The sequence below is a fragment of the Paenimyroides ceti genome (assembly GCF_030409925.1).
Map to the genome: position 1 here is coordinate 3,499,648 of NZ_JAUFQU010000001.1, position 22,138 is coordinate 3,521,785.

Genomic DNA, 22,138 nt, shown 5'->3' on the forward strand with positions numbered 1-22,138 from the left:
AGTGAAGTTTCAAATAGTTACGCATAAAAAAAGAGGCTACTAAAGCCTCTTTTTCCTATTCGATAATCGTAAAGATTATTTTTTGCCTGGTAAATAAATTTGGAAACCTACTGCAAAACCTAAACCATTCTGAGCCTGAGCTGAAGAAGCGTTTGATTTTGAGTAATTGTATCCCGCAATAGCTTCTAATGCTACGTTTTGTGAGATAAAATGTGCATAACCTGCACCTATACCAAATGCAAACGAAGTGTCTGATGTTCCTCCGTTAGAACCTGAAATACCGATTTCACCCTGTCCGAAGAAACGGCCTGTAGAACTTGCTCCTTCAGGAAAGTAATATCTTACGAATGGCATTACACCATAGTTCCAGATATTATCACCGTCTTTTACAGTTTCTAAACCTGCATTTACTCCTAAACCAATTGCAATTCCATCAGAAATGAAATAACCGGCTCTTGGGGTTACGTTGATATTAAAGTTTTCTCCCTCAAATGAATAACCTAAAGATCCTAAAGAACCTCCAATCATCCAGTTTCCTTGCTGAATAGGTTTAGTACCTACTTTTTCAGCATATTGAGGTGTAGTAATTTCCTGAGCGTTTACAAAACTTACTGCAGAAAATAAAAGTCCGATTAAAAATAAATTCTTTTTCATGTGTAAATTAATATTTGATTTAACATTTATAAAACAAATAATGTGCCAAAACTGACAAAATTTAAGATAAAATTATCTTAAAAACTAATTTATTTTTATTAAACTGCCTCTTTCAGAGTCTTTTACAACGGATACAGAAGCTGGAATGCGCTCCTGCAGTTCCTCAACATGAGAGATGATACCTACAATTCTGTTTTCATTGCGCAAATTGTTAAGCGTTTCAAAGATCAGATTCACTGACTCATTGTCTTGTGTTCCAAAACCTTCATCAATAAAGAAGAAGTTTTTCTCATTTTTGTTCAGGCTTCGGGTGTTTTCCGCCAAAGCAAGAGCAAGACAAAGAGAGGCCTGAAAAAATTGCCCGCCCGACAAGGTTTTTACGGAACGCTGTCTATCCGAATTCAGATGGTCAACAACTTCAAAATCGTTATCTTCATTAATAACCAAGGTCAGCTGTCCTCTCGTAAGTCTTTCAAAACGCTGATTGGCGATACAGCACAATTCTTCGAGGTATTGAGTAGAGATAAAATTTACAAAACCACTTCCTTTAAACAGATTCATTAAAACACTAAGGTTTTTAGACCGTAAATCGAGTTGTTCAAGCTGTTCTGATAATTTCTTTTTTTCTGTACTGCGTTTTTTGTGTTCTTCTAATTGATCTTTAACGGATTTTATTTCGCCAATTAAGATTTCTCTTCCCTCTTTCAATTGTTGATAGTTGAGTAAAACTGCGTCATAATAAGAAGCATCCCATTGTTGGTTTTTGGTTTTTTCTTCGAGTTGGGCTACTGTGTGTTCTGTCAGGTGAAAACGATCTTCAAATTCACGTATTTCTTTGTGACAGGTTTCTGTATCAAGATTGAGAGAGAGAATAGCGAGAACTTCTTCTATGGTCTCAAAATTATTTTGATGTAACAAAAGTTGGATAGAGGTAGAATAGGTCCTAACAGCATTTTCTATCTCAGCAACACTTTTCTCCTGAGAGGTTTTCTGATATTCAAGGCGTATCATATCTGTCTGAACCTTCTCTTTTAAAGCAATCAGCGTTGTGTAACGCTTTTCATTAGTTTGTACGGTTTCAGTAATTTTTTCCTTCTTGGATACAATATCTTCTTTAGTGAGATTCAGGTAATCTTCTGTATTCAATTGTTTGAAAGCCTCTTTAAGCTGCCCTATAGAACCTATTTTTTGAGAGGCATCTTTTTCAATATTTTTTACAGCTGAAGTATATTTTTCCAATTCTCCTTGAAGCTTTTCTACTTCACTGTTTATGGATTTCAGTTCTATCTCATGGTTCTCAATTTCTTTTTCAATTTTCTGCGAAGTTTCTTTTACAGTATGAAATGTAGTATAGTCTTCTGCATCAAAATCATCCCATATAAAAGCTTCCTGATGCTTCTTTAGTGAAGCAAGAGTAGCTTCTTTTGTATCCTTTTCATTTTTCAGGTCATGGTGCAGCAATTCCGTTTTACCGGTAATGATTTCTAATTGATTCTGAAGCTGGATCAACTGATCCAGATTTTTTGAAAGTTTCTCATATTGTAAATCAAATTCCTGTAAGCGTTCTGTTACATCGCTACTTTTCATAATATGCGGATGATCTTCTGAGCCGCAGAGAGGACATGGGATTCCATTATGCAGTTCATCTGCATACTGTACCAGTTGCTTTTGAACATTAAGCTGGTTGATATGTTGCTGTGTCTGATGTATCTGTTCTTTCAATTCCAGATTTCTTTGCATCAGAGTTTCTTTAGCCGTTTCTGGTTTTAGCTGGTGCTCAATGAAAAATTGCTGTAATTCTGTTTGCATTACTTCTTTATCGGCGATTGTTTTGAGCGATTGCTCAAGATGCTGATTAAGGGTTTTATTTTTTTGAAACCAGGCTTCAACCGCAAACAGAAGACCTGTGTCAGCTTTCTGTCGTTTGAGATACTCTGTTTTTTCTTTTTTTAATGTAAGTTCTTTCTGTTTGGAATCAAGGTTTTTTTTGGTGTTTTCAATAAAGACAGCAGCCTTTTGTAATCGATTATTGATGGTGTCAAGTTCTCCTAACTGCTTTTTGTACGAAAGCATATTTTCCAGATCAGCTATAAGAATTTTATAATATTCGTTTTTTGAAATTTCATCATTAATTTTTTCAAATTCGGATGCAACATCTTCTGTCTGAGCTTTTTTCTTGCTGAGTTTCTCTTCTGTATCTTTTAATGCTTCTTTCTGACGTTGAAAGTTGTCTGATTCTTTCTCAAAAGCCTCTAAAAGGTTTTTAAAGGTTTTTTCTGTTTTTTCAAAAAGGATGACACGCTGTTTTAAATCTGTAATGGCTTGTTTTTGCTGCTTCATCAGTTCTAATTCCTGCCTTCTTTCTATGAGATCAGATTGCAGTTTTTTCATCTCATGCAGTTTATTGATCTCTTCCTCCTTAACCGTAAATTCTTTTTCTTTAAGGATCAAAGAGGCTTCCTTATGCTCTAAGTTTTGTGTCAGAGCAGTAAAAGTCTCTTCTGTATAATCCGTCAGTATTTGTAAAGAGCCCTGTATCTGTTCTACAGCCGATTGGTTAACCGATTTCAGGTCGGCAGCTTTTTGATACAGATCATATCTGTCGAGATTAAAAAGCTCTTTCATCATGATGGATCTATCAGTTCCTTTTAACTCTAAAAACTCTTTAAACTGACCCTGAGGAACAATTACTGTACGGTTGAAGTTCTTATAACTGATGCCGATGACTGCTTCTGCATCGTTACTTTCAAGAGGAATTTTTATACCGTTTTCATATACATAGGCTTTGCGTTCAATAGTAGAAACTTTTTCAAAATTTTTACCATTCCTTTTCCATCCGGCTTCAAAAGAGTATTTTTTATTTTCTTTTCCTATAAACTCAAAAACAATTTTCAGATGATCGGTATTGAGATTCATCATATTATAGGCTCTGTTTTTTGAGTTGAGACGATTTGTGTCTCCATACAGAGCAAAAGTCATGGCCTCCAGAATAGAAGATTTTCCGGAACCTACTTTTCCGAATATACCAAATAATCCGGCTTCAGTAAGTCGGGTAAAGTCTATTTCCTGTTTTGTCTTGTAGGAATAAAGGCCGTCAATAGATAGGTAAATTGGAAGCATAATTAAGTGTCTTTATCAGTCTGATTTCCTAAAACCTCTTTAAATATTTTTAGCAAATCTTCTGAGGGCAACTGATCATTATTTCTGTTTTTATAATATGTGATGAAATTTTCATCAATACTTTTATTTCTTCTGGACGATAGTTCGCTATCCGTTATTCGTACAGAGTTACCCAAAACCTCAGGAATGATATAAATAATACCACTATGTGCTTTTTCAATACGTTTTTTGTCGTTTTGAGATATTGAGGTATCAGTGACCAATGTAAGCTCTACTAAACAATCCGGATTGTTTTCGAGCCAGCTGACAGCTGTATTGATATCATACATTTTTTTACGAATAAGCGGCTTTCCTTGTGTAAGCGCAATAGGAGAATAGCTCACCTCTTGTCCGGGAACGGCTTCAATGATAACGACCTTTTTTTCCTGATCGGCTTCAGAGAATGAATATTGCAAAGGACTACTGGAATAAACCACAGGAGCGTTATGCCCTCCGATTTCCTGATAGCGGTGTAGATGGCCCAGAGCAGTATATTGTATTTGTCGGGGAATGGCGTCAGTGTAGACAATATCGGCAAAACCAATCCGCAATGGTTTTTCACCTTCTGGTTCTTCCAATACAGGACCTCCCCGTTTGTTCATATATAAATGAGTAGTAAGCAGGTTGACTCCTTTTTCGTCGCAATATTTATCTGCTAACTCCTGCCAATTTTTAGATAAAACCTCGTTAAGACCGATTTGTTCGTTTTCTCCAAGATATTCTTTAAGTCGATGCTCATTGGCGAAAGGAGTAATAAGTAAACGCAGGGGATACGAGTAGTGTGGTAATTGTATTTCTAAAAAACCTTTTTCACCTTTGGTAACAGCAAAGTTGTTTTCTACTGTAAAAGCTGAAAATTCGAGTGTAGGTTTACCAGCGAAAAGAATTCCGTTTTCGCGTGCCAATACATCTGGAGAATCAATTCTATCCGGAGAATCATGATTACCGGCTATCGCTATAACAGGTCTTTTTCCGTTGTTGGTCAACCTTTTTAAGGTTTTATATAAAAGTTCTATTGCTTCAGTGGGAGGGTTGAAATTATCATAGAGATCGCCAGCAACCAATACCACATCTGCTTTTTCCCGGTCAGCGATAGTGCAGATCTCATTGAGCACAGCAACCTGTTCTTCAAAACGGGAAAAATAATCGAGTCTTTTGCCCAGATGCCAGTCTGCTGTATGAAGGATTCTCATCTTATTCCTGTTTTCCTGATTCTTTGTCGTTATTGAGTTTGTTATAGATGGTTTGCAACTTTTCTTTTCGAATGCGCTCTGTCTGTTGTTCTTTGGTTTTTTTCTGATCGACTTTCTTTTTATGAGCCAGTCGGTTGGTTTCGTTTCTTCTTCCCATATCTGAATAAATCGTATGCAATTTACGGTATATTTTTATATTTTACAGAAGAAGTGGATTTTATAGAAACGACAAATGAGAGTGTTTAAGTCAATGACGTTAGTAAAGAATAATATATAGATTTGTTTAAAAGCGGTATCCAAGAGAAAATCCTGTTCGGATACCTGCCCATGGACCTTTGAAACGGGCTGTGGCACCTTTATCGTTCACCACATATTCCACTTTGAGCATAGGAATATCGAAATTACTCAGTTCGCCTTTATACTCTTCAATTTCATATTCTGATAAATCTTTACTTCCGGAAAATTTTCCGTTCGAAAACCCAAAATGAGGTCCCATAATCATCCAGTCCAGATAAAAATGTTCTGAAAGCCTCCATTGGGCTCCGAGTGAAAAACCACCTGAGAAAGCATTCAAACGACCTGAAATAGGAAAAGAATCTGTTCTTCCCTGTTCAACTTCTATTTCAAGGTTAATATCTCCTTTATAAGTAGAATATCGAACAAACGGAGCAATGTAAAAACCTCTGAAAGCCGATTGCCCCAGATAGAAACGTACTTCAGGTGTAAAAAGAAATCCTGAGACTTTAAATGTTTTGGCATATTGATAAGTAAAGTCATCATCTATAATGCTTTCAAACTGAGATAAGAAAGGAAGCTTACCACGCGTCATAAAATTCACATTAGCTGCCAATGTAGTCTTGTTCCCGATAGCTCTTTCATATTGTAAAGAAACATTTCGGGCTGCAAAAGCCATCATATTTATTTTAATAATGTTTTGAGTGTCCACAGGGGCTACTTCATCTAAAGAAGAAGAAAATTCTTGTGCTTTTCCGCTCAGGACAATAAAGCACAAAAAGAGGAGTAGCAAATTTTTTTTCATAACAAAGCATTCTCTGGTCTATCAAATATAAAGATTTATGTAGATAGTTATAGAAAATTAATCTGAAAAAAAAGTGTAAAAGAAGGTGAAATAGAAAATTAATAAGACATTTCTCCGCAAATAGGGGTTTCAAATTGTTTTTTGAAATCAGCAGTAGGAATCTGTTTGCCCAATAAATACATGAGTTTGGTTATAGCCGCTTCTGTGGTAATATCTTTTCCTGAAATTACTCCGATTTCTTTTAAAGCAGTACTGGTTTCGTATTGGCCCATGTTGACACTCCCTCCTGAACATTGGGTAACATTAATTACCTTCAGTCCTGCAGTAATTGCCTTTTGTAAGGGATCGATAAACCAGGAACCGGATGGAGCATTACCCGCTCCAAAAGTTTCTAAAATAAGACCTTCTAACCCCGGAATCGCTAAGAAAGCATTGAGAGCCTGTACGGTAAGCCCAGGGAAAAGTTTTATTATGGCCACATTTGAAGACATTTTTTTGTGTATATGAAAAATGTGATCTGCTGAAGAGTGGTGTAATAAGGTATGGTTGACGGTTAAATGTACTCCTGACTCTGCAATATGCGGGAGATTAGGTGATGTAAATGCATTGAAGTGCTCAGCACTGATTTTTGAGGTTCTGTTACCTCTGTAGAGTTTGTATTCAAAATATAAACCCACTTCCTGAATAACCGGGACTTTATTTTCTGTCAGAGCCGCAAGCTGAATTGCTGTTATGAGATTTTCTTTTGCATCTGTACGCAGATCGCCGATTGGTAGCTGTGAACCGGTCAAAATTACGGGTTTCTGAATGTTTTCCAGCATAAAGCTCAGCGCTGAGGCGGAGTATGACATGGTATCTGAACCGTGCAGAACGACAAAGCCGTCAAAATTTTTATAATTATTTTCGATTACTTCTGCCATTTGTACCCAATGTGCCGGATTCATATCAGAAGAATCAATAGGATTTTCAAAAGAAAACGTTTCTATGCTACAATCTAAAAGATGCAATTCCGGAATACGTTCCAAAAGCTGATTGAAATTAAAAGCTTTCAGAGCTCCGGTTTGGTAATCTTTTACCATTCCTATGGTTCCACCGGTATAGATTAGCAGGATAGAGGGTTTCTTATTCATTGCCTAAGTTTGCTTTGTTAACAACCGGATTGGCATACATGGCTAAAAAGCTATTGACCAAAGCCGTATTTTCTTTATCAATGCGCAATTCAAGACGTTTCAGGAAAAGCTGTTTTTCTTTTTCTGTATAAAATGTTTCATACGCATTGGTTTTATTCAATAAGTCATAAGCGATATAATTGGTAGGCCACAATTTATAATTGGCAATAATTTGATGGTCTATAGCCTTGGCTACTGCCTGAATCTGTTTGTTGCTGTTGTCATACGTTGCTTTTATCTCATCCAATTCTTGATCAAGACAATCTCCTATATGAATATGAATGCCCTTTTTCTGACCAAGAACGCCACTCATAAGATTATTGAAATCTTCGTTTTTTTCTTTTATATATACCTCCTGATTCATTTGTGCCATCAATTGCGGCATTTTAAGTTTGTCAGTAGGATCGTATTCGTATGAAATGGAAATCGGTACAATTTTGATTTTTTTAAAATAATCCATCAGATCTTTTTCATCTGATGCCATACTGATCATTTTTAATACTCCCGGATGCGTAGCATCGTTTCCGTCTTTTGTTCTTCCTTCGCGCTGAGCAATCCAAACCGAGCGGTTTTCTTCTGACAACAGATGATAAATGTACTCAGACATAAGTTTTGAGTTCATCAGTAATTCTCTTGGAGAAAGATTTCTTTTTACCAAAAAATTCCTGTTAAGATGTGCCAGAATGAGTGTAAATGCTTTTTGTACAAGATTATCGCCTATAGCTGAGGCTGTCATAATTTTGTCATGTTCCAGAAGCTTGACATTCAGTAAGCTTGTGTCTAATAAAATGTCTCTGTGATTTGATATAAAAAGATAAGCGGTATTGTTGTCCAGTTTTTCAAATCCGGTAGTGGTGAGACCTGCTGAGGTATCTCTCAAAACACGTTGCATGGTTTGATAAATAATCTCTCTCTGAAAGTCTCTTATTGAGTGAATATTCTTATATATAGCAAGAATTTCTTCGTCTGTTTTATCGGGAAAAGTATAGGTAACCAACGCTTTCAGCATCGGGTGGGATGCAACTTTCATGACAACTTCATTGACTTCTGAATCGTCGTAAAAGCGTATTGAATCAAATTTTGACATTATCTTCATTAATTTAATTGATGCAAATGAACAACTATTTTTTATAATTCACAGGCTTTATTCGAAATTAAAGACACTTTTTGCGTTTTTTGTAGTGATATCTGCTACTTCGTGTAAAGATAAACCATAAATTTCAGATAGTTTATCTGCTACTAAGGTGAGATAGCTGCTTTCATTTCTTTTTCCACGATACGGAACAGGTGCGAGATAAGGTGCGTCTGTTTCCAGTACAATTTCTTCGATTGGAATTTCTTTCAGAAATTGGTCTATTTTTCCGTTTTTAAACGTCACTACACCACCAATTCCGAGTTTTAAATTGTAGGAGAGTGCTTTTTTTGCCTGATCGATATCTCCGGAAAAGCAATGGAATATACCGTATAGGTTTGGTGCTTTTTCTTTTTCGAGTACCTCAAACACTTCATCAAATGCATCCCTACAGTGAATGTTTATGGGAAGCTGATGCTTTTTTGCCAACTGTATCTGTTTTTGAAATGCTTCTTGTTGTATCTCCTTTGTTGATTGATCCCAGTACATATCTACACCAATCTCACCTACAGCAAAAAAGGGTCTTCTTTGTAGCTCATGTTCTACAAATTCTAATTCCTGTAAATAAGTGTTCGGTTTTACATAGCAGGGATGTAATCCCATCATGAGGTGTACATGGTCTGGAAATTGCTCTTCTACTTTATACATTTCTTTTGTATAGCCAGAATCAATGGCTGGTACAAAAAGATGCTTTACATTTGCATGAATTGCCCGTTGAATCATCTCCTCTCTGTCTTGTGAAAATTCTTCACTATATAAGTGAGTGTGTGTATCAATTAAAAGCATTTGTTTTTGTATTTTAGGTTTTATTTATTTTTAGGATGAACGATATAAACAATGAATTACACTTTATATTAAAAGATAAAGGCTATAAAAAAATCAATTTCAAAATCTCAAAAACGCAGCATCTGCTAATAAAAGTTCGCTTAAACGGAGTTTTGGGCGATTTTATTTTAGATACTGGTGCTTCTACCAGTTGTGTTGATTTTTCTGTTATTGAGCATTTTAATCTTTTGGCAACTTCTTCTCAAACAACAGCTTCTGGAGCTGGGGCAATTAATATGGCAACTAAAATTGCCAACAATAATTCCTTGTCTATCGGCCGCTGGAAAACGGATAATACCCCCATTATTATATTTGATCTCTCGCATGTAAATGCCGCTTTAGATCAGTATAAAGTAAAACCGGTTCATGGAATTATCGGTGCCGATATTCTGATGAGAAGTCATGCGATCATCGATTACGCCAATAAAAAGCTATTTCTTAGATGAGTGCTTCTGCCATTCGTCTGCTACCAGCGAGAGTTCTTTGTACCAGTCTTCTCCATATTTTCTGATCAACGGCTCTTTTAGAAACCGGTAAACAGGAACTTCGAGCTCTTTTCCAAGCGTACAGGCATCATCACAAATGTGCCATTTATTATAATTTACGGCAGAGAATTGCGAATACTCTTTTATTCTTATTGGGTATAAATGACATGAAATAGGTTTTTTCCAGCTCACTAATCCTTCATTGTACGCTTGTTCTATCGCGCATAATGCTGTATTACCGTCAAAAATAACATAAGCACATTCGCCGCCGTTGATCAAAGGAGTTTCATATTCACCATCTGATCCGATAACCCATTTTCCCTGATCTTCAATTGCTTTAATGCCTTCTGCTCTCAGATAAGGCTTTATTGTTTCATAAATTTCATCCAAAATCTCTGTCTCGTTCTCATCAAGCGGGGCTCCTGCATCACCATCAATACAACATTGCCCTTTACAGGCTGTTAAATTGCAAACAAATTCTTTTTCAATGACTTCGTCAGATACGATTGCATTTCCTATTTGAAACATTTTGTTGTTTATTTTAAATTGAACCTGCAAAGTTACAAACTTTAAAAATAGCATTGAAATTTACCATCATAAATCATTTGTATTGAGAGGAATATTAAATTTTATCGAATAACTTTGTAAAAGTGTCAGATATGAAAAAACTCTTTAAAGTATAGCTATGGAAATTAATTTTAAAGAAATTATTACAGCAGGTAGTGGTAGATCTCAGAACCAGAGTCGGACATATTCAGTCTGAAAAGGCATCTATTGTGGCAGCGGCTATCATGATTTCTTTTCTGTTTGTGGGGGAATCTATTTTATCACTGATTGGTATTGATGTCAATTCGTTTGCTGTAGCGGGTGCTTTTGTGCTTTTTTTTTAGCATTAGAAATGATATTGGGCATCCGTCTTTACAGAGATGAAGAACCGAATACGGCATCTATCGTTCCATTGGCTTTTCCGCTGATTGCAGGAGCCGGTACTATGACGACCATTTTATCGTTACGGGCAGAATTTCATACGATCAATATTGTACTGGCTATTTTACTTAATATTATTTTGGTGTATATTGTGTTGAAATTATCCGGAAAAATAGAACGGATTATCGGGTCAAACGGTCTTGGTGTCATCAGGAAAGTATTCGGAGTAATCTTATTAGCGATTGCTGTTAAATTATTTGCAACGAATGTTAAAGGCTTGTTCGTTTAGTTTTTTAATTAGTAATTTAGTTCCTTCAAAAGTTTTTATAATGAAATATGTTACTTACATTATCATCACTATAGCTATTGCTTTGATTGTTGTTAATGTTCTAAAATTAGACTTCGACAATCTTTTTAAAGGAGACAGTGTCGTTGCTTTAATATGTATTGTAGCACTTTTGTGTGCGATTTGCATATTACTTATTTTCAATATGTCTAAATCAATTGACGAAAAATCAAAATAATTCATGTTTGATGTTTTAATTGTCGGAGGTGGTGTTGCAGGAGTTTCTTGTGCTCTGATTCTTGGATCAGCACATAAAAAAATATATGCCCAAAATAAAAGAATAGGAATTATTGCTCACCAAAAAGCCTCACATTTACAAGATGCCCTTTTTAATAATGTGTATGGTGTAAAGCCAGGAACATTGGGAAGTGATTTACTGCAAAGTTCTCTCAGAGATTTGTCAGAAACATATCCTCATGTAGAACAGATAGCAGATGAAAAGGTGATGAAAATAGAAAAGGTGTCTGATCATTTTATGGTATATACTAATAAAAACAGCTACGCTTCAAAAATCATCGTTATCGCTACCAATTATGGAAATGCCTTTAACATTGAGGGTCTTATGCAGTATGTGATTCCACATAAAAAATCAATTGCTGAGAAGAAGAGGATTCAGTTGGTTAATGAAGATCATCTGGTGACGCAGGGAATATATGCGGCAGGTAGCATTGCCGGGCACAGAAGTCAGCTTTCAATAGCTGCCGGAAGTGGAGCTGCTGTAGCTACCGATATACTTACTTTATGGAATGGAGGAGCAGATGCTCAGAGTCATGATAAGAAATAAAAAAGACTGCTATAAGCAGTCTTTTTTTAAACATCATCATAATCGACATATATTTCATCTGAAGTAACATACGCCTGACATGATAAGATCAGACCTTCAGCGATTTCATTGTCAGTAAGAATATGGTTTGTCTTCATTTCTACAGTACCTTTCACTACACGGCACATACATGAACTGCAAATACCACCTTGACAGAGTATGGCGCATCAATGCCTTGTTTGAGTGCTGCATCCAAAATATCAGTTTGTTTTGAGATTTCAAAAGTAGTTTCCACATCATCGACCAATACGGTTATTGTAGCAGTACCTTCGGTTTTTATGATTTCATTTCCATCGTTAGAAGGAGTGAACAATTCAAACAGAACAGCATCTTCAGGTACATTGTTTTCTCTTAATACATTACCCACCAGAGCGATCATGTCTTCAGGACCACAAACGTAAAAGGCTTTGAAATCAGTTCCTTTGTGTTTGTTATTAATAACAAAATTGATAGTAGATTTTTCAATACGACCGAAAAGAGTTCCTTCCGGATGAACTTTAGTAAAGGTATAGTATACATAAAATCGGCCTATATATTTTTGTTGTAATTCGTGAAGCTGACTGTAAAAGATAGTGTCTTCCGGTCTTTTATTTCCATAAACCAGAACAAAAGTACTTTCCGGTTCGTTTTCCAGAACCGATTGAGCAATTGATATTACGGAGTGATACCGCTACCAGCCGCAAAAGCAGCATAATTATTTCGGACATGAGGCTGAGGTTCAAAAATGAATTTCCCTTCCGGTACGCCTACTTCCAATGAATCTCCAATCTTCAGGTTTTGAGTTGCAAAAGTAGAAAATACACCGCCATCGATTCCTTTTACAGCAATTCGTAATTCTTTACTGTTGGGAGAAGAACAGATAGAATAAGCTCTTCTGATTTCTTTTCCCTCATGCATATATTTGATGTTCAAATATTGCCCGGCAATAAATTGATACGAAGCTTTTAATGGTTCAGGAACTTCAAATGCTATGGAAACAGCCTGACTGGTTTCCTTACGGATATCCTTAACTTTTAAAAGATTGAATTTAGACATATATAATATTAATTTCTGCAAATGTAGAAAAAATATAAAAAACTTCCTTTATGACATCTGTCACCTTTGAAATCTTTATGCATAGAATTTGGATGTATAAGTATTTTATGTATATTTGCTATACCTAAATTGTTTATCGATGAAAAAGCAACAGCAACTCTATAAAGGGAGTTTGAGTACTATTATTATGAAACTTCTAGAGCAAAAAGGAAAAATGTACGGTTACGAAATCACACAAAAAGTAAAAGAGATTACAGGGGGAGAGATGAATATTACCGAAGGAGCATTATACCCTGCCTTACATAAACTGGAGGCTGAAGGTCATCTTGATGTGGAAATGGAGAAAGTGGATGGAAGAATCCGTAAATATTACAGATTGACGGAAAGCGGTGAAAGGAAACGGTTTCACGTATGGAAGAGCTTGAAAATTTTATACGCAATATGCAAACGATTGTACGCCCTGATTTTGGTGTGGATCTATAAAAGATTAGAATCTACTGATTTTCGGATGTATCAGATAAATATGCTGTGTCATAATATACTTTCTTTATAGTTTGTAAGTATTTATGGAGGGTTTTAATTGGCAAGAAACAAATAACTGAAAAGATGAAAAAAATTAACGAGCAACAAGTAGAATTACTTTTTGAATTACGCGGAAACATTTTGTTGAATACTATGATGTTCAGCCAACAATAAAATGTAGGGTATCATTTTTTATTACGATATCAGAAATCTTTGCTTCGCTATCTACTACTGAACTGATAGTACCCTGCAAGGCTTTCTTTCCCTGATATTGCCCGTTACTATTATATTTCACCAAATAAATACGATTATAGGCTTGTGGATTAGGAAGCGGAGCTATCGAATGGTTAGCGTCCGGACTAAAAGAAACAGTAGTACTGAGAGCGTTTATCTGGACTCCTACATATACATTATCATTACTGTCTAATTCAAGGTTATAGGCAAAATCCCCGGAACTGCTCCTCCAATTGCCTGGCTCCATCTTATTTGTCCGTCGCAGGTGGTAGAAAAAAGGAAAATATCGTCACCGCCTAACGAGCTGTTATAAACATCAACAGGATTTCCGTTGAGCTGTACCCCGATATTACCATACAGGCTACCTATAAAATAATAGTTATTGTCACTTCCTACTTTTACATCATAAATGAGATCGGCACCTTGTACTCCACCTGCGCTTACTGCCCAGCTCCACTCATATTGTTGTGCTGTGGCAGATATTGAGAATAGAACAAAAAGATTGGTTAACAGAAAGATTTGAAAATGAGATGTTAATATCCCGACATACTTTGCTACTCGAAGCGATGCTTTGAAATGGATTGTGGGTAGTTTGTTTTGCATAGACTATATTGTTTATTGTTTTCGGAAATAATGCTTTTTATATCTTTAGCGCTGTATAAGCTTCTTATTTTCTCTGAATTGGATAATATATTTTATTAAAAAAACACATGTTTTTATAAAAATAACAAAAAATATGTTAAAAAAAACAATTTAAACACCTTTTAGTCATATTCGAAATTTGTACCACAGGCATTGGCTAACAAAACCTATCTAAAAAAAAACGTTGTAGCATTTACTATAACGTTTCCTATTCTATATATGAACTATATTATTTACCGATACAATATCTTACCTCTCTTTGTTTACAAGGGGTTATAAGTAATGTGTTGTACAATAGTGGTACAGAAATAAATAAAATACTTTATTTAATATTTTTTGATAATTGTATCATTGCTTATGATTTTGAAATTACCTTCTGAATTAGTTCTCTGTTAGGCTTACTGATTCCAAAATCTTTTGATAAAAGCATCCATTTAGCAAGTGCAGAACGAGTTTGTTCAATAACATTTTCTACGAATTCTTTTGACAACTTCGCTTCTAATCCTAATTTAGTAAGATGTTTGATACTTATATTTCGCCCTTCTCCCATAACCATTGTACTTTGTTCTCCTCCTGGGCCGCTAGAAAAAGTGAGGTCATATGCAGGTGATAATTTCCATTCGCCAAATTCATTCATCAGAAATGTGAAATTTTTTGAGTGATCGTCTCGATTGTGTGCCATCACATTAAAGACGGCTAAACGAAACATTTTTTCTACTTCTCTAATATCTTTTGTTAATACACCAGTTAATGATAGTAAGTCTTCATAATCAAGAGACGGAAATCTAAAATTGTTATGAATCAAACCGCTAACTGTATGCATGTGTAAACGTTTGTTTCCATTCCTATCAAAACGTTTTACAGCAAAATAGCCATTCCCTTTTTGTGATGGAAACAAATGAATCGTTGGCATTTCAATTCCAGCATCCAAAGCCATTAATGCGTAAACATATTCTATTGCACCGGCATCCATTCCATCTTGCGAATTCGGGAATTTTACCATCCAATGTTCAAAACCATTGCTTAACTGATCTGTGCCGTGTATTATGTTTTTTCTTTCAGAATCAACACCAATCAATGCTTTTGGTCGAGCTCCGGCAGAAGATCCATTCAAAGCTAAAAGTTCTGTAATGACTTCTTCTGATTCACCTTCTAAAACTTCTTCGGTGTGTGTAGCCAAAACATCCAAATCAATTATTTCATCGTTTATATTTAGGCTTTGATCGGGTTCATAAACTAAAGCACCCAAACCATTTAATCCAACATACGCTAAACGATCAAGCGGAGATATATCTGCCGGAGAAACACCTTCCGAACTCAGTAAACGATCAAAAGTAACCTTCCCCAACCATCGGGTAAACTATCGTTGAAAACTCCCGCTAGACCTTCAAAAGGATTTTTAGGAAGCTCGATCACTCCACGTTTTAAAGATAATTTTATGGGAGAAATTTCTAAATTACTTTGCAAAAAAGCTTCATCATATTCAAAATAGATAATGCTATTACGAATTGCTAAACGCCCCACAGATTGAATTCCAGAACCGAAATTTAAACCTACTTTTATTTCTTTAACAGCTGTTTTCATTTTCTGTTTCCTCGCTTTCTAGTTGTTTTTTCCTCTGATTTTAGCACTTCATCAATAGATTTAAAATATTGCTCTTTGGGTTTTAAAGCATCAACTATCTCTTCTAATCCACCAACAACTGAAAGTATTTTTAAAAATGAATCCAAAGAAATTACTCCCTTTTGTTCAAATTTTCTCAATGTTGATAATGGGACACCAGCTCTTTCCGACAAACCTTCTTGAGTCAGTTCCATTTGTAATCGTCGAGCACGGATACTTTCAACGATTTTTTTTTGTATTTTTGATAAAGATATAAATAACATTATGGTAGCATTTAAGTAGCTTTAATCAAAACAACTACTACTATTGTAGTACAAATATACAAAAAAACTAATATTTTATTACAGCAATTTGTTTAGTTGTCTGTTTATACTTTTTATATAATCAGCTTGTAATTCTTTTGTAAGAAACGATTCTTGAATTAGTTTTTCTGCTTTTGGTATCCATTCTGAAATACGGTAAAAGCAGAGTTCATTTGCTTTTCGTTAAGTTGTAATGCAGAAGCAAATCTTTCGAAATATTTTCGGTTGTGATTATTCTTCTCTCATTTAGCCAAACGCAGAGGACTAATTTCTTGTACTAGTTCAGATTCTTAAAAAAACATACAATGCATCCAATATTCTTAATATTTTATCAAGTTAATTAAAGTTTTCTAAATGCTTATATTTTAACTTTATAGAGGTACATTTAACTTCCATTTAGGTGGAAAAAGATAATCAATTTTATTCTTTTCAGGTTTATAGATTTGTTTGATTCTTGTTCTATTCGAAATTCCAGAAATCTCAGGATGTATAGCTCTTGAATATTTATCTACCTCACAAAATAAATTTTGACAGTCTATTAACTGAAGTTTTCTACCCCATAAATCCTTAAAATCTAGGTCTAATGCTTCAAATTGACTTTCTTGAATATCACACATAAATTTTATAACGTCTTCATCTGAAAAATCGCCACGGTCAATAAAGCATTTTTTTATTCCATCTTTAGCTCCGGGACCTGCTTTAACAAAATCCATTTCACTAAAATTTGTTAGTGTACTATAATTAATATCAATTGTGTATTGATATGCTAAAAAACTACCAAACGTAGGTACATTTAGAAGAATTTTATAAACCTCCTCCATGCTTTTAGCATTTTCAATACGTCTTAATAATTTACCACTTTGTACATACTGCTTTAATAATTCAATGTGGTTTTCATGTTTAAAATCGTATCCAAATATGCTTTTTCCTGATGTCATGATGTAAGCTCCTGAATAGATTACTTCTCTCGCTTTTTTAGCTTCTGAAAGTAATGTGCTGTATAGTTTAGAATCAAAATTTTCAACTGTGATAGTTTTAATCTCTGATTCTAAATATTTCCAAGTTGAAATCTTATTAAAAATTTTGAATAAAAGTATACGAAACAATAAATCATTTTTAGTGAAAGAAACTCCGTCTCTATAAATAACATTACGTATTAAATATTGGCTTACTCTATCGGAAGCTCTATATACATTAGTGAAACGATGACGTTCGAGTATTGGATCAGAAGTTAATGGGTTATATGATTAATTTTATTAAAAAAGATATCCTGTCTTTTAGCCGCAAATTTCCAATATGTATCAAATACAATACTCTTTTTAGGTTTGCTTAACTTTTTAATTATTTCCATAAAAAAATTAAGCTGGAAATAATCCAGCTTATATATAAATTTAAAAGTAAATTAATTTATTTCTTCAAATTTAACTATTTTATTAGTTGTATCAAACAAAACGTTTCCACCTTTATTTTTCATAAGTAAAGAAAACATTTTATAAGCCTCAAATATAGCACTACGCCAATCTTCTGTGGTTTTTGTAGCAACTTCAAAAGGCGATGTCATTTCTTTTATAGTTAAAAGTAAATCAGAGTCTATATCATTTATATTTTGAAAAAAGTTTTTGTGTTTTGCTCTACTAAAAATCATTAGCGAAATACACTCTTCAGTAATTGTAGCTCTAGCTCCATCTTCAATTCGGTCTATTTCAATGTCACTTTTTCTTTTCCTTTTTAGCATTGATCTTGTACAAGGAGACCAACCAAGTAAAGCCGCAAAAGTAAGGTGAAAAATATCGTGGTATCTGTAACCATCGTTGTTATAAGAGTTATCATCAATAGTATCTCCAACAGGATTCCCATCAATAGTGACACGAACTTGTGGATAAGCTAAATAATCATACTCCTCAAATCTTACTTTAAAGTTTTGAGGTAAGTTTTCGTTATCAAAATGAAGACTATTTATTATTGAGCTTTTCATTTTTAATTTTCCTATTTATCAGACTATCAATCTTTGACAAAGATAATGAATCATTTAGATATAAATTACTTTTAGCCTTAATTTCTTCTTTGATAGATTTTTCTTTCAATCCCATTTCATATCCTTTTTAAAAGTATCAGAGTCGCTCCATATTTTAATAGTAATTCCGATGGAAATAGTAGTTATTATTCCTGCAATCCATAATAATCTATTTATGAAGTCTTTTTGGCTATTAATTTTTTTCAAAAGTACGTGCGGTGAAGCCATTTCTCCATTAATTAATGGAGTTATATATTTTGATTCTATTGTATTTTGTCCTTGATGATTTTTGGAACTATATAAGTCTTCCTTTTCTAAAGGGGTTCTAATTTCGCTAAACCAAATTAAAAAGTAAGGACTACCTTTTGTTAATTGAATTTTTGAAGGACTAGCGTTATAAACAGAAAACAATAACTTCCCTTTAAAACCTGGATCTACATGAAAACCCGATACATTTATAAGCCCCTTTAATTTTTCAGAAGCCTTAATCGAAATAAATCCTAGTAAATTACCTGGCATATTGACTGTTTCTTCTGTTAACAATAAAGCAAATTGTCCTGGATTGATAGTTATTACATCTTTTTTATCTGTCAAAATTGTTTTAACTTGTTTTTTATTATCGGTGAGATAAACCTCTTTACCAAGCTTTAGTTCATAAGAAGCTTGTTTTAAATTATCTTTTTCATAACAACATGTGTCATTGTCATCTAATATAATATTCTCTTTACACAGAATATCTTTTAGATCTTCTTTTCCTAAAAATGCCATAATTTATAAAGTGTGTTTTAAAATTTGTTAAATTCAAATAGTTTCCTTATTATAAACTAATAATTCCTTATGAGTTTTGAGTAAAATTAACGCCGAAAGAAAAAACCAATCCCCAAACCAATAAACAAACCTACCCAAAAATGTTCAAAAATACACCCTATTGCTCCTCCTATAAATAAAGCACCGAGTATTATGCAAATAATACTTAAATTAAATATTTTTTCTCTTTTTATTTTCCAACTCATTATATAATTTTTATGTCCAATTGTTTTAATTTCTAAAAAAGCTTAGTTTGTATATGGTTCATCCAATCAATTGGGTCTCCTGTAATTCCTTTTGTTTGTGTTTTTTTAATCCAGTCAATAAGTTCTATAGCTAGTGGAGTCTGGTTTTTCTTTTCACCAACACCATACTTGAATAATTCAAAAAATTTTGTTGGTACCTCTATTAAATTGTCACCAAAATAATAGAAGTTATCACTAATTATAACATTTTTGCCGCTTAAATCTTTTTTATGATGATTAATATTCATTGAACCATCAGAGTTTGAATGTGCTGAATCTAATTGTCCCCAATTGTTATTAATAGGATAATAAATATTATCACCATATTTGCGAGCTAATGAACCATTTACATTTGGTCTTTTAACAAAAAATCTTGGGTCATTCCAATACTCTTCCAAAGTTAGAATTTCACTTACCTCCATGGCACATATAATCTTATTAATGTAATGTCCAGAAGGTCTTTTCAACCTTTTCTCCAGTGCCACAGATCCAGTACCAACAATCCAATCTCCAATTTTTAATAATTTACTTTTGCGAATTTTTGGTTTACAGACAGCTAAGGTACAGTAACCCCAAAAAGGATTAGGTGCGAGACCTAGATCATGGTCAATTACATAGGTATATACACTTAACATTTTACTCTTTGTATTGCGTAATTTGGGCTGTTTGAATTATGGTTGTTATCGTTACTCTCTTCAATTAAATCTCCTATTCTATCAACAGAATTCCAACCTATTATATTCACATTATTTTCCTTTAAAGCCTTTGGAATTTCTACCTTATCTTTATCACCGTGGTTATAAATTCCTATAATTTTTTTTCCTTGTTTAATAGCTTCTTTTATTTCAAAATCCACCCAAGGACGTGTATGTGTCTTATCACCAATAACACAAACAAATGTACTAGAAGCTGCTATCCTAGCTTTTAAATATCGCTCAATAACCGCTTTTGAAGGAGTACGTCCATCTTTATGCTTTGTACTATCTACCGAATAATTACGTACATCGTATCCTGAATCAATTAACCTTTTTTTTAGGTCTTGTACTTTATCATCATCTTTATAATAATGACTAATAAAAATGTTATGTTTTTTACCCATATTGTTTTATGTTAAAGATTTTAATACTATCAAATAAATTTATTTTACTTGACTAAATTCTTTCAACTCATATAAATAATCTAGTGCTCTTTTGTCAGTGAGAGCGTTATTCATATAAGTAAGTAAGGATTTAAATTTTGTAAAATTATTTTTCCAATTATTCAAATCATTAATTGATAATTTAGTTAGGTGATCAGTATCTAAATTGTATTCTATATTCAACTTATCTGAAAAAGTTCGATCACTTTCAAAAATTGGTTGCACTCTATATTCCTTTAATTCCTTTTTTCTTGTCAATTTAGTCATTCCTATTTTTGAATAAATCCAAGGAGACACTACTTTATTCACAACGTCTCTTGGTTTGACAGAGTATGGAGTATTAACAAAAATGATACACTCACAAGCATCTATCATTTGCATCAATGCTGCATTAAGCATCATATGAACATGACTTGAAGCATATAAAACTTTATCATAAATGTACTTCTCATCAAGGTTTTTACTATATTTTTCGTCTATAATTTTTTGTAGATTTTTAGAATTCCCCAAAATACAGGAATCAATAAAAACATTTAAATCAAATGTATGTTTTAACCATCCGGCAAATGCTATTACTAAATCTTTATCTGCATGAGAATGGGATAAAAAACATCAGCCTTAATTTTTGGAAACCAAGCTGATTGCATTTTATCGCCATTAAGACTTCCATTTGCATTTATGAAGCTTTCAAGCGTCTTTGTTACTGTTCTTTTATACTTATTAAAACTTCTTCTTCCAATTTCATAAAAAGCTTCAAAAGCTTCAAAATCTAAATTCTTTAATTCAAAACCTATGTACATAACTAATTTTTTGAAGAATTAATTTCATATTTGCATATTGTTGTAGAGACTATTTTTTTTGAGTAGCTATTAAACATCGAATGATTAACTAATAATAACAAAATAATCATTGTACCATAAATTGAAACTATTGTACGACCTATAAAACAAGTCCAATATTTACATAATTGATTTTTAGGCATAACATAAGTAACAAAGAAAATAGATAGAAATACTAGTGCAACTGAAAAAATAATTTTGAAAATCATTTCATCTATAAATGTAACAGAAAATATAAATCCTAAAAAGCATAAAAATGAACTTATCCAATATATTCGTTTATTTGAATTTGAAGGAAAGTAATTCTCAAAGTTCATATCTAAAATTAAGCTATTGTTGCTATTGAATTGCTCAATAGTTTTCGTATAAATTGAAATATACCTTCTTTCTTGCTGTAAAAAATAAGCGTTAAATGACCAAAATAATACTATTACTAACAATAGTATTACCATCTCGATAGGGAAGTTATAAGTGGAATTATAAAATAAATATTTCCCCTCAATTTCTGTAAAACTTATAATTACCCCAATCAATGTAATTGCCCAACCTTTTATGATAAATGAATTTGTACTCATACGGTTAATTGTATTCTGTATAAACTCTAAATGCTTTAATACTTTGTCATCCATATTATTTTGATTTTAGCCAATCTTTTAATGAAACAACTCTGTTATCGGGGAATACAACATAAGCACCTGCATGTCTATAGCTAGATTTAAAATAAGTCATTGCTTCAAAATTTACTATATATGGATAGATTTGTAAATATTCATTTCCACTAAAATCTGAGTAATCCTTTTTAATAGGAAGGATCGCAATATTATTTATATACTTAGCTGCATCACCTAGTCCAAGTTCCCAATTACACCATTTTGAATTAATAGCGTTTTCTGTTGCTAATAATATGAATTTATCATTTTCTTTAATTTTTTCTTTAATTCTTGAGGCTGTAATTCCAGATGTGGTTTTCGGCATTCCATCATCC

The 22,138-nt window shown here is 33.5% G+C and carries 26 protein-coding genes and 4 pseudogenes; 4 read left to right on the forward strand and 26 right to left on the reverse strand.

The features are described from left to right. Positions 1-75: 75 nt before the first annotated feature. The 8 genes from QW060_RS17015 to QW060_RS17050 all read right to left on the reverse strand — a co-directional run bounded on the left by QW060_RS17015 (position 76) and on the right by QW060_RS17050 (position 9,132). A complete protein-coding gene (locus QW060_RS17015; RefSeq protein WP_290361705.1) occupies positions 76-654 on the reverse strand; it encodes an outer membrane beta-barrel protein in 579 nt (192 codons plus the stop codon). 84 nt (positions 655-738) lie between these two features. Beyond that, on the reverse strand, positions 739-3,774 hold the full coding sequence (locus QW060_RS17020; RefSeq protein ID WP_290361706.1) for an AAA family ATPase: 3,036 nt from the start codon (positions 3,772-3,774) through the stop codon (positions 739-741). 2 nt (positions 3,775-3,776) lie between these two features. Continuing rightward, positions 3,777-5,006, reverse strand: a complete 1,230-nt coding sequence (locus tag QW060_RS17025) for a metallophosphoesterase family protein (RefSeq protein WP_290361707.1) — start codon at positions 5,004-5,006, stop codon at positions 3,777-3,779. Position 5,007: 1 nt separating this feature from the next. Continuing rightward, positions 5,008-5,184 carry a hypothetical protein gene (locus QW060_RS17030; protein ID WP_290361708.1) on the reverse strand — a complete coding sequence of 59 codons (177 nt, stop codon included), beginning with the start codon at positions 5,182-5,184 and terminating at the stop codon, positions 5,008-5,010. 105 nt (positions 5,185-5,289) lie between these two features. Continuing rightward, on the reverse strand, positions 5,290-6,033 hold the full coding sequence (locus QW060_RS17035) for a DUF3575 domain-containing protein (protein WP_290361709.1): 744 nt from the start codon (positions 6,031-6,033) through the stop codon (positions 5,290-5,292). 110 nt (positions 6,034-6,143) lie between these two features. Then, positions 6,144-7,175, reverse strand: a complete 1,032-nt coding sequence (locus QW060_RS17040; protein WP_290361710.1) for an asparaginase — start codon at positions 7,173-7,175, stop codon at positions 6,144-6,146. Beyond that, a complete protein-coding gene (locus tag QW060_RS17045) occupies positions 7,168-8,301 on the reverse strand; it encodes a 1-acyl-sn-glycerol-3-phosphate acyltransferase (RefSeq protein ID WP_290364649.1) in 1,134 nt (377 codons plus the stop codon). Before QW060_RS17045 ends, QW060_RS17040 begins: the two co-directional genes overlap by 8 nt. A gap of 57 nt (positions 8,302-8,358) precedes the next feature. Then, complete coding sequence (locus tag QW060_RS17050; protein WP_290361711.1) at positions 8,359-9,132, reverse strand: TatD family hydrolase; 774 nt, start codon at positions 9,130-9,132, stop codon at positions 8,359-8,361. Between the two features lie 35 nt (positions 9,133-9,167). On the opposite strand from QW060_RS17050, the gene QW060_RS17055 reads away from it, so the two are divergent. Continuing rightward, positions 9,168-9,617 carry a retropepsin-like aspartic protease gene (locus QW060_RS17055; protein ID WP_290361712.1) on the forward strand — a complete coding sequence of 150 codons (450 nt, stop codon included), beginning with the start codon at positions 9,168-9,170 and terminating at the stop codon, positions 9,615-9,617. On the opposite strand, the gene QW060_RS17060 is transcribed toward QW060_RS17055, so the two are convergent. Continuing rightward, the gene (locus QW060_RS17060) at positions 9,603-10,184 is read right to left on the reverse strand and encodes a DUF3109 family protein (protein ID WP_290361713.1); all 582 of its coding nucleotides are present in this window, start codon (positions 10,182-10,184) and stop codon (positions 9,603-9,605) included. The two genes, QW060_RS17055 and QW060_RS17060, sit on opposite strands and share 15 nt — an antisense overlap. 167 nt (positions 10,185-10,351) lie before the next feature. Here QW060_RS17060 and QW060_RS17065 point away from each other — a divergent pair. Then, positions 10,352-10,872 (forward strand): annotated as a pseudogene (locus QW060_RS17065) (MarC family protein). Positions 10,873-10,926: 54 nt separating this feature from the next. On the opposite strand, the gene QW060_RS28055 reads toward QW060_RS17065, so the two are convergent. Beyond that, complete coding sequence (locus QW060_RS28055; RefSeq protein ID WP_317623155.1) at positions 10,927-11,058, reverse strand: hypothetical protein; 132 nt, start codon at positions 11,056-11,058, stop codon at positions 10,927-10,929. A gap of 52 nt (positions 11,059-11,110) precedes the next feature. On the opposite strand from QW060_RS28055, the gene QW060_RS17075 reads away from it, so the two are divergent. Next, positions 11,111-11,713 (forward strand): FAD-dependent oxidoreductase, encoded by a 603-nt coding sequence (locus QW060_RS17075; protein ID WP_290361715.1) that lies wholly within the window; start codon positions 11,111-11,113, stop codon positions 11,711-11,713. Between the two features lie 26 nt (positions 11,714-11,739). Here QW060_RS17075 and QW060_RS17080 read toward each other — a convergent pair. Next, positions 11,740-12,787: pseudogene (locus tag QW060_RS17080) on the reverse strand (2Fe-2S iron-sulfur cluster-binding protein). A gap of 139 nt (positions 12,788-12,926) precedes the next feature. Between QW060_RS17080 and QW060_RS17085 the strand changes: the two are divergent. Beyond that, positions 12,927-13,270, forward strand: a pseudogene (locus QW060_RS17085) (PadR family transcriptional regulator). Positions 13,271-13,469: 199 nt separating this feature from the next. Here the strand turns inward: QW060_RS17085 and QW060_RS17090 are convergent. From QW060_RS17090 to QW060_RS17160, 15 genes and pseudogenes are all read right to left on the reverse strand, one after another. After that, positions 13,470-13,790 (reverse strand): hypothetical protein, encoded by a 321-nt coding sequence (locus QW060_RS17090; RefSeq protein WP_290364643.1) that lies wholly within the window; start codon positions 13,788-13,790, stop codon positions 13,470-13,472. After that, a complete protein-coding gene (locus tag QW060_RS17095; protein ID WP_290364644.1) occupies positions 13,733-14,146 on the reverse strand; it encodes a hypothetical protein in 414 nt (137 codons plus the stop codon). Before QW060_RS17095 ends, QW060_RS17090 begins: the two co-directional genes overlap by 58 nt. A 394-nt stretch (positions 14,147-14,540) precedes the next feature. Beyond that, positions 14,541-15,365, reverse strand: coding sequence for a type II toxin-antitoxin system HipA family toxin (locus QW060_RS17100; protein ID WP_290364645.1), 825 nt, complete (start codon positions 15,363-15,365; stop codon positions 14,541-14,543). Between the two features lie 137 nt (positions 15,366-15,502). Continuing rightward, positions 15,503-15,769 (reverse strand): HipA N-terminal domain-containing protein, encoded by a 267-nt coding sequence (locus tag QW060_RS17105; protein WP_290364646.1) that lies wholly within the window; start codon positions 15,767-15,769, stop codon positions 15,503-15,505. Continuing rightward, the gene (locus tag QW060_RS17110; protein ID WP_290362376.1) at positions 15,766-16,071 is read right to left on the reverse strand and encodes a helix-turn-helix domain-containing protein; all 306 of its coding nucleotides are present in this window, start codon (positions 16,069-16,071) and stop codon (positions 15,766-15,768) included. Before QW060_RS17110 ends, QW060_RS17105 begins: the two co-directional genes overlap by 4 nt. Before the next feature lie 410 nt (positions 16,072-16,481). Further along, positions 16,482-17,330: a nucleotide kinase domain-containing protein gene (locus QW060_RS17115; RefSeq protein ID WP_290364794.1), complete on the reverse strand. Its 849-nt coding sequence runs from the start codon at positions 17,328-17,330 to the stop codon at positions 16,482-16,484. A gap of 182 nt (positions 17,331-17,512) precedes the next feature. Further along, positions 17,513-18,085 carry a nucleotide pyrophosphohydrolase gene (locus QW060_RS17120; RefSeq protein WP_290362373.1) on the reverse strand — a complete coding sequence of 191 codons (573 nt, stop codon included), beginning with the start codon at positions 18,083-18,085 and terminating at the stop codon, positions 17,513-17,515. A gap of 105 nt (positions 18,086-18,190) precedes the next feature. Further along, complete coding sequence (locus tag QW060_RS17125) at positions 18,191-18,892, reverse strand: dCTP deaminase domain-containing protein (RefSeq protein WP_290364647.1); 702 nt, start codon at positions 18,890-18,892, stop codon at positions 18,191-18,193. Positions 18,893-18,978: 86 nt separating this feature from the next. Beyond that, positions 18,979-19,137: a hypothetical protein gene (locus QW060_RS17130; protein WP_290364648.1), complete on the reverse strand. Its 159-nt coding sequence runs from the start codon at positions 19,135-19,137 to the stop codon at positions 18,979-18,981. A 32-nt stretch (positions 19,138-19,169) separates the two neighbouring features. Next, positions 19,170-19,811 carry an Nmad2 family putative nucleotide modification protein gene (locus QW060_RS17135; RefSeq protein ID WP_290362370.1) on the reverse strand — a complete coding sequence of 214 codons (642 nt, stop codon included), beginning with the start codon at positions 19,809-19,811 and terminating at the stop codon, positions 19,170-19,172. Further along, complete coding sequence (locus QW060_RS17140) at positions 19,805-20,275, reverse strand: TIR domain-containing protein (protein ID WP_290362369.1); 471 nt, start codon at positions 20,273-20,275, stop codon at positions 19,805-19,807. The genes QW060_RS17135 and QW060_RS17140 overlap by 7 nt, the downstream gene beginning before the upstream one ends. Before the next feature lie 39 nt (positions 20,276-20,314). Continuing rightward, on the reverse strand, positions 20,315-20,824 hold the full coding sequence (locus QW060_RS17145; protein WP_290362368.1) for a hypothetical protein: 510 nt from the start codon (positions 20,822-20,824) through the stop codon (positions 20,315-20,317). A gap of 65 nt (positions 20,825-20,889) precedes the next feature. Next, positions 20,890-21,114 (reverse strand): hypothetical protein, encoded by a 225-nt coding sequence (locus QW060_RS17150; protein WP_290362367.1) that lies wholly within the window; start codon positions 21,112-21,114, stop codon positions 20,890-20,892. Positions 21,115-21,116: 2 nt separating this feature from the next. Then, complete coding sequence (locus QW060_RS17155; RefSeq protein WP_290362366.1) at positions 21,117-21,782, reverse strand: hypothetical protein; 666 nt, start codon at positions 21,780-21,782, stop codon at positions 21,117-21,119. A gap of 1 nt (position 21,783) precedes the next feature. Further along, a pseudogene (locus QW060_RS17160) lies at positions 21,784-22,138 on the reverse strand (toll/interleukin-1 receptor domain-containing protein); the annotation flags it as partial.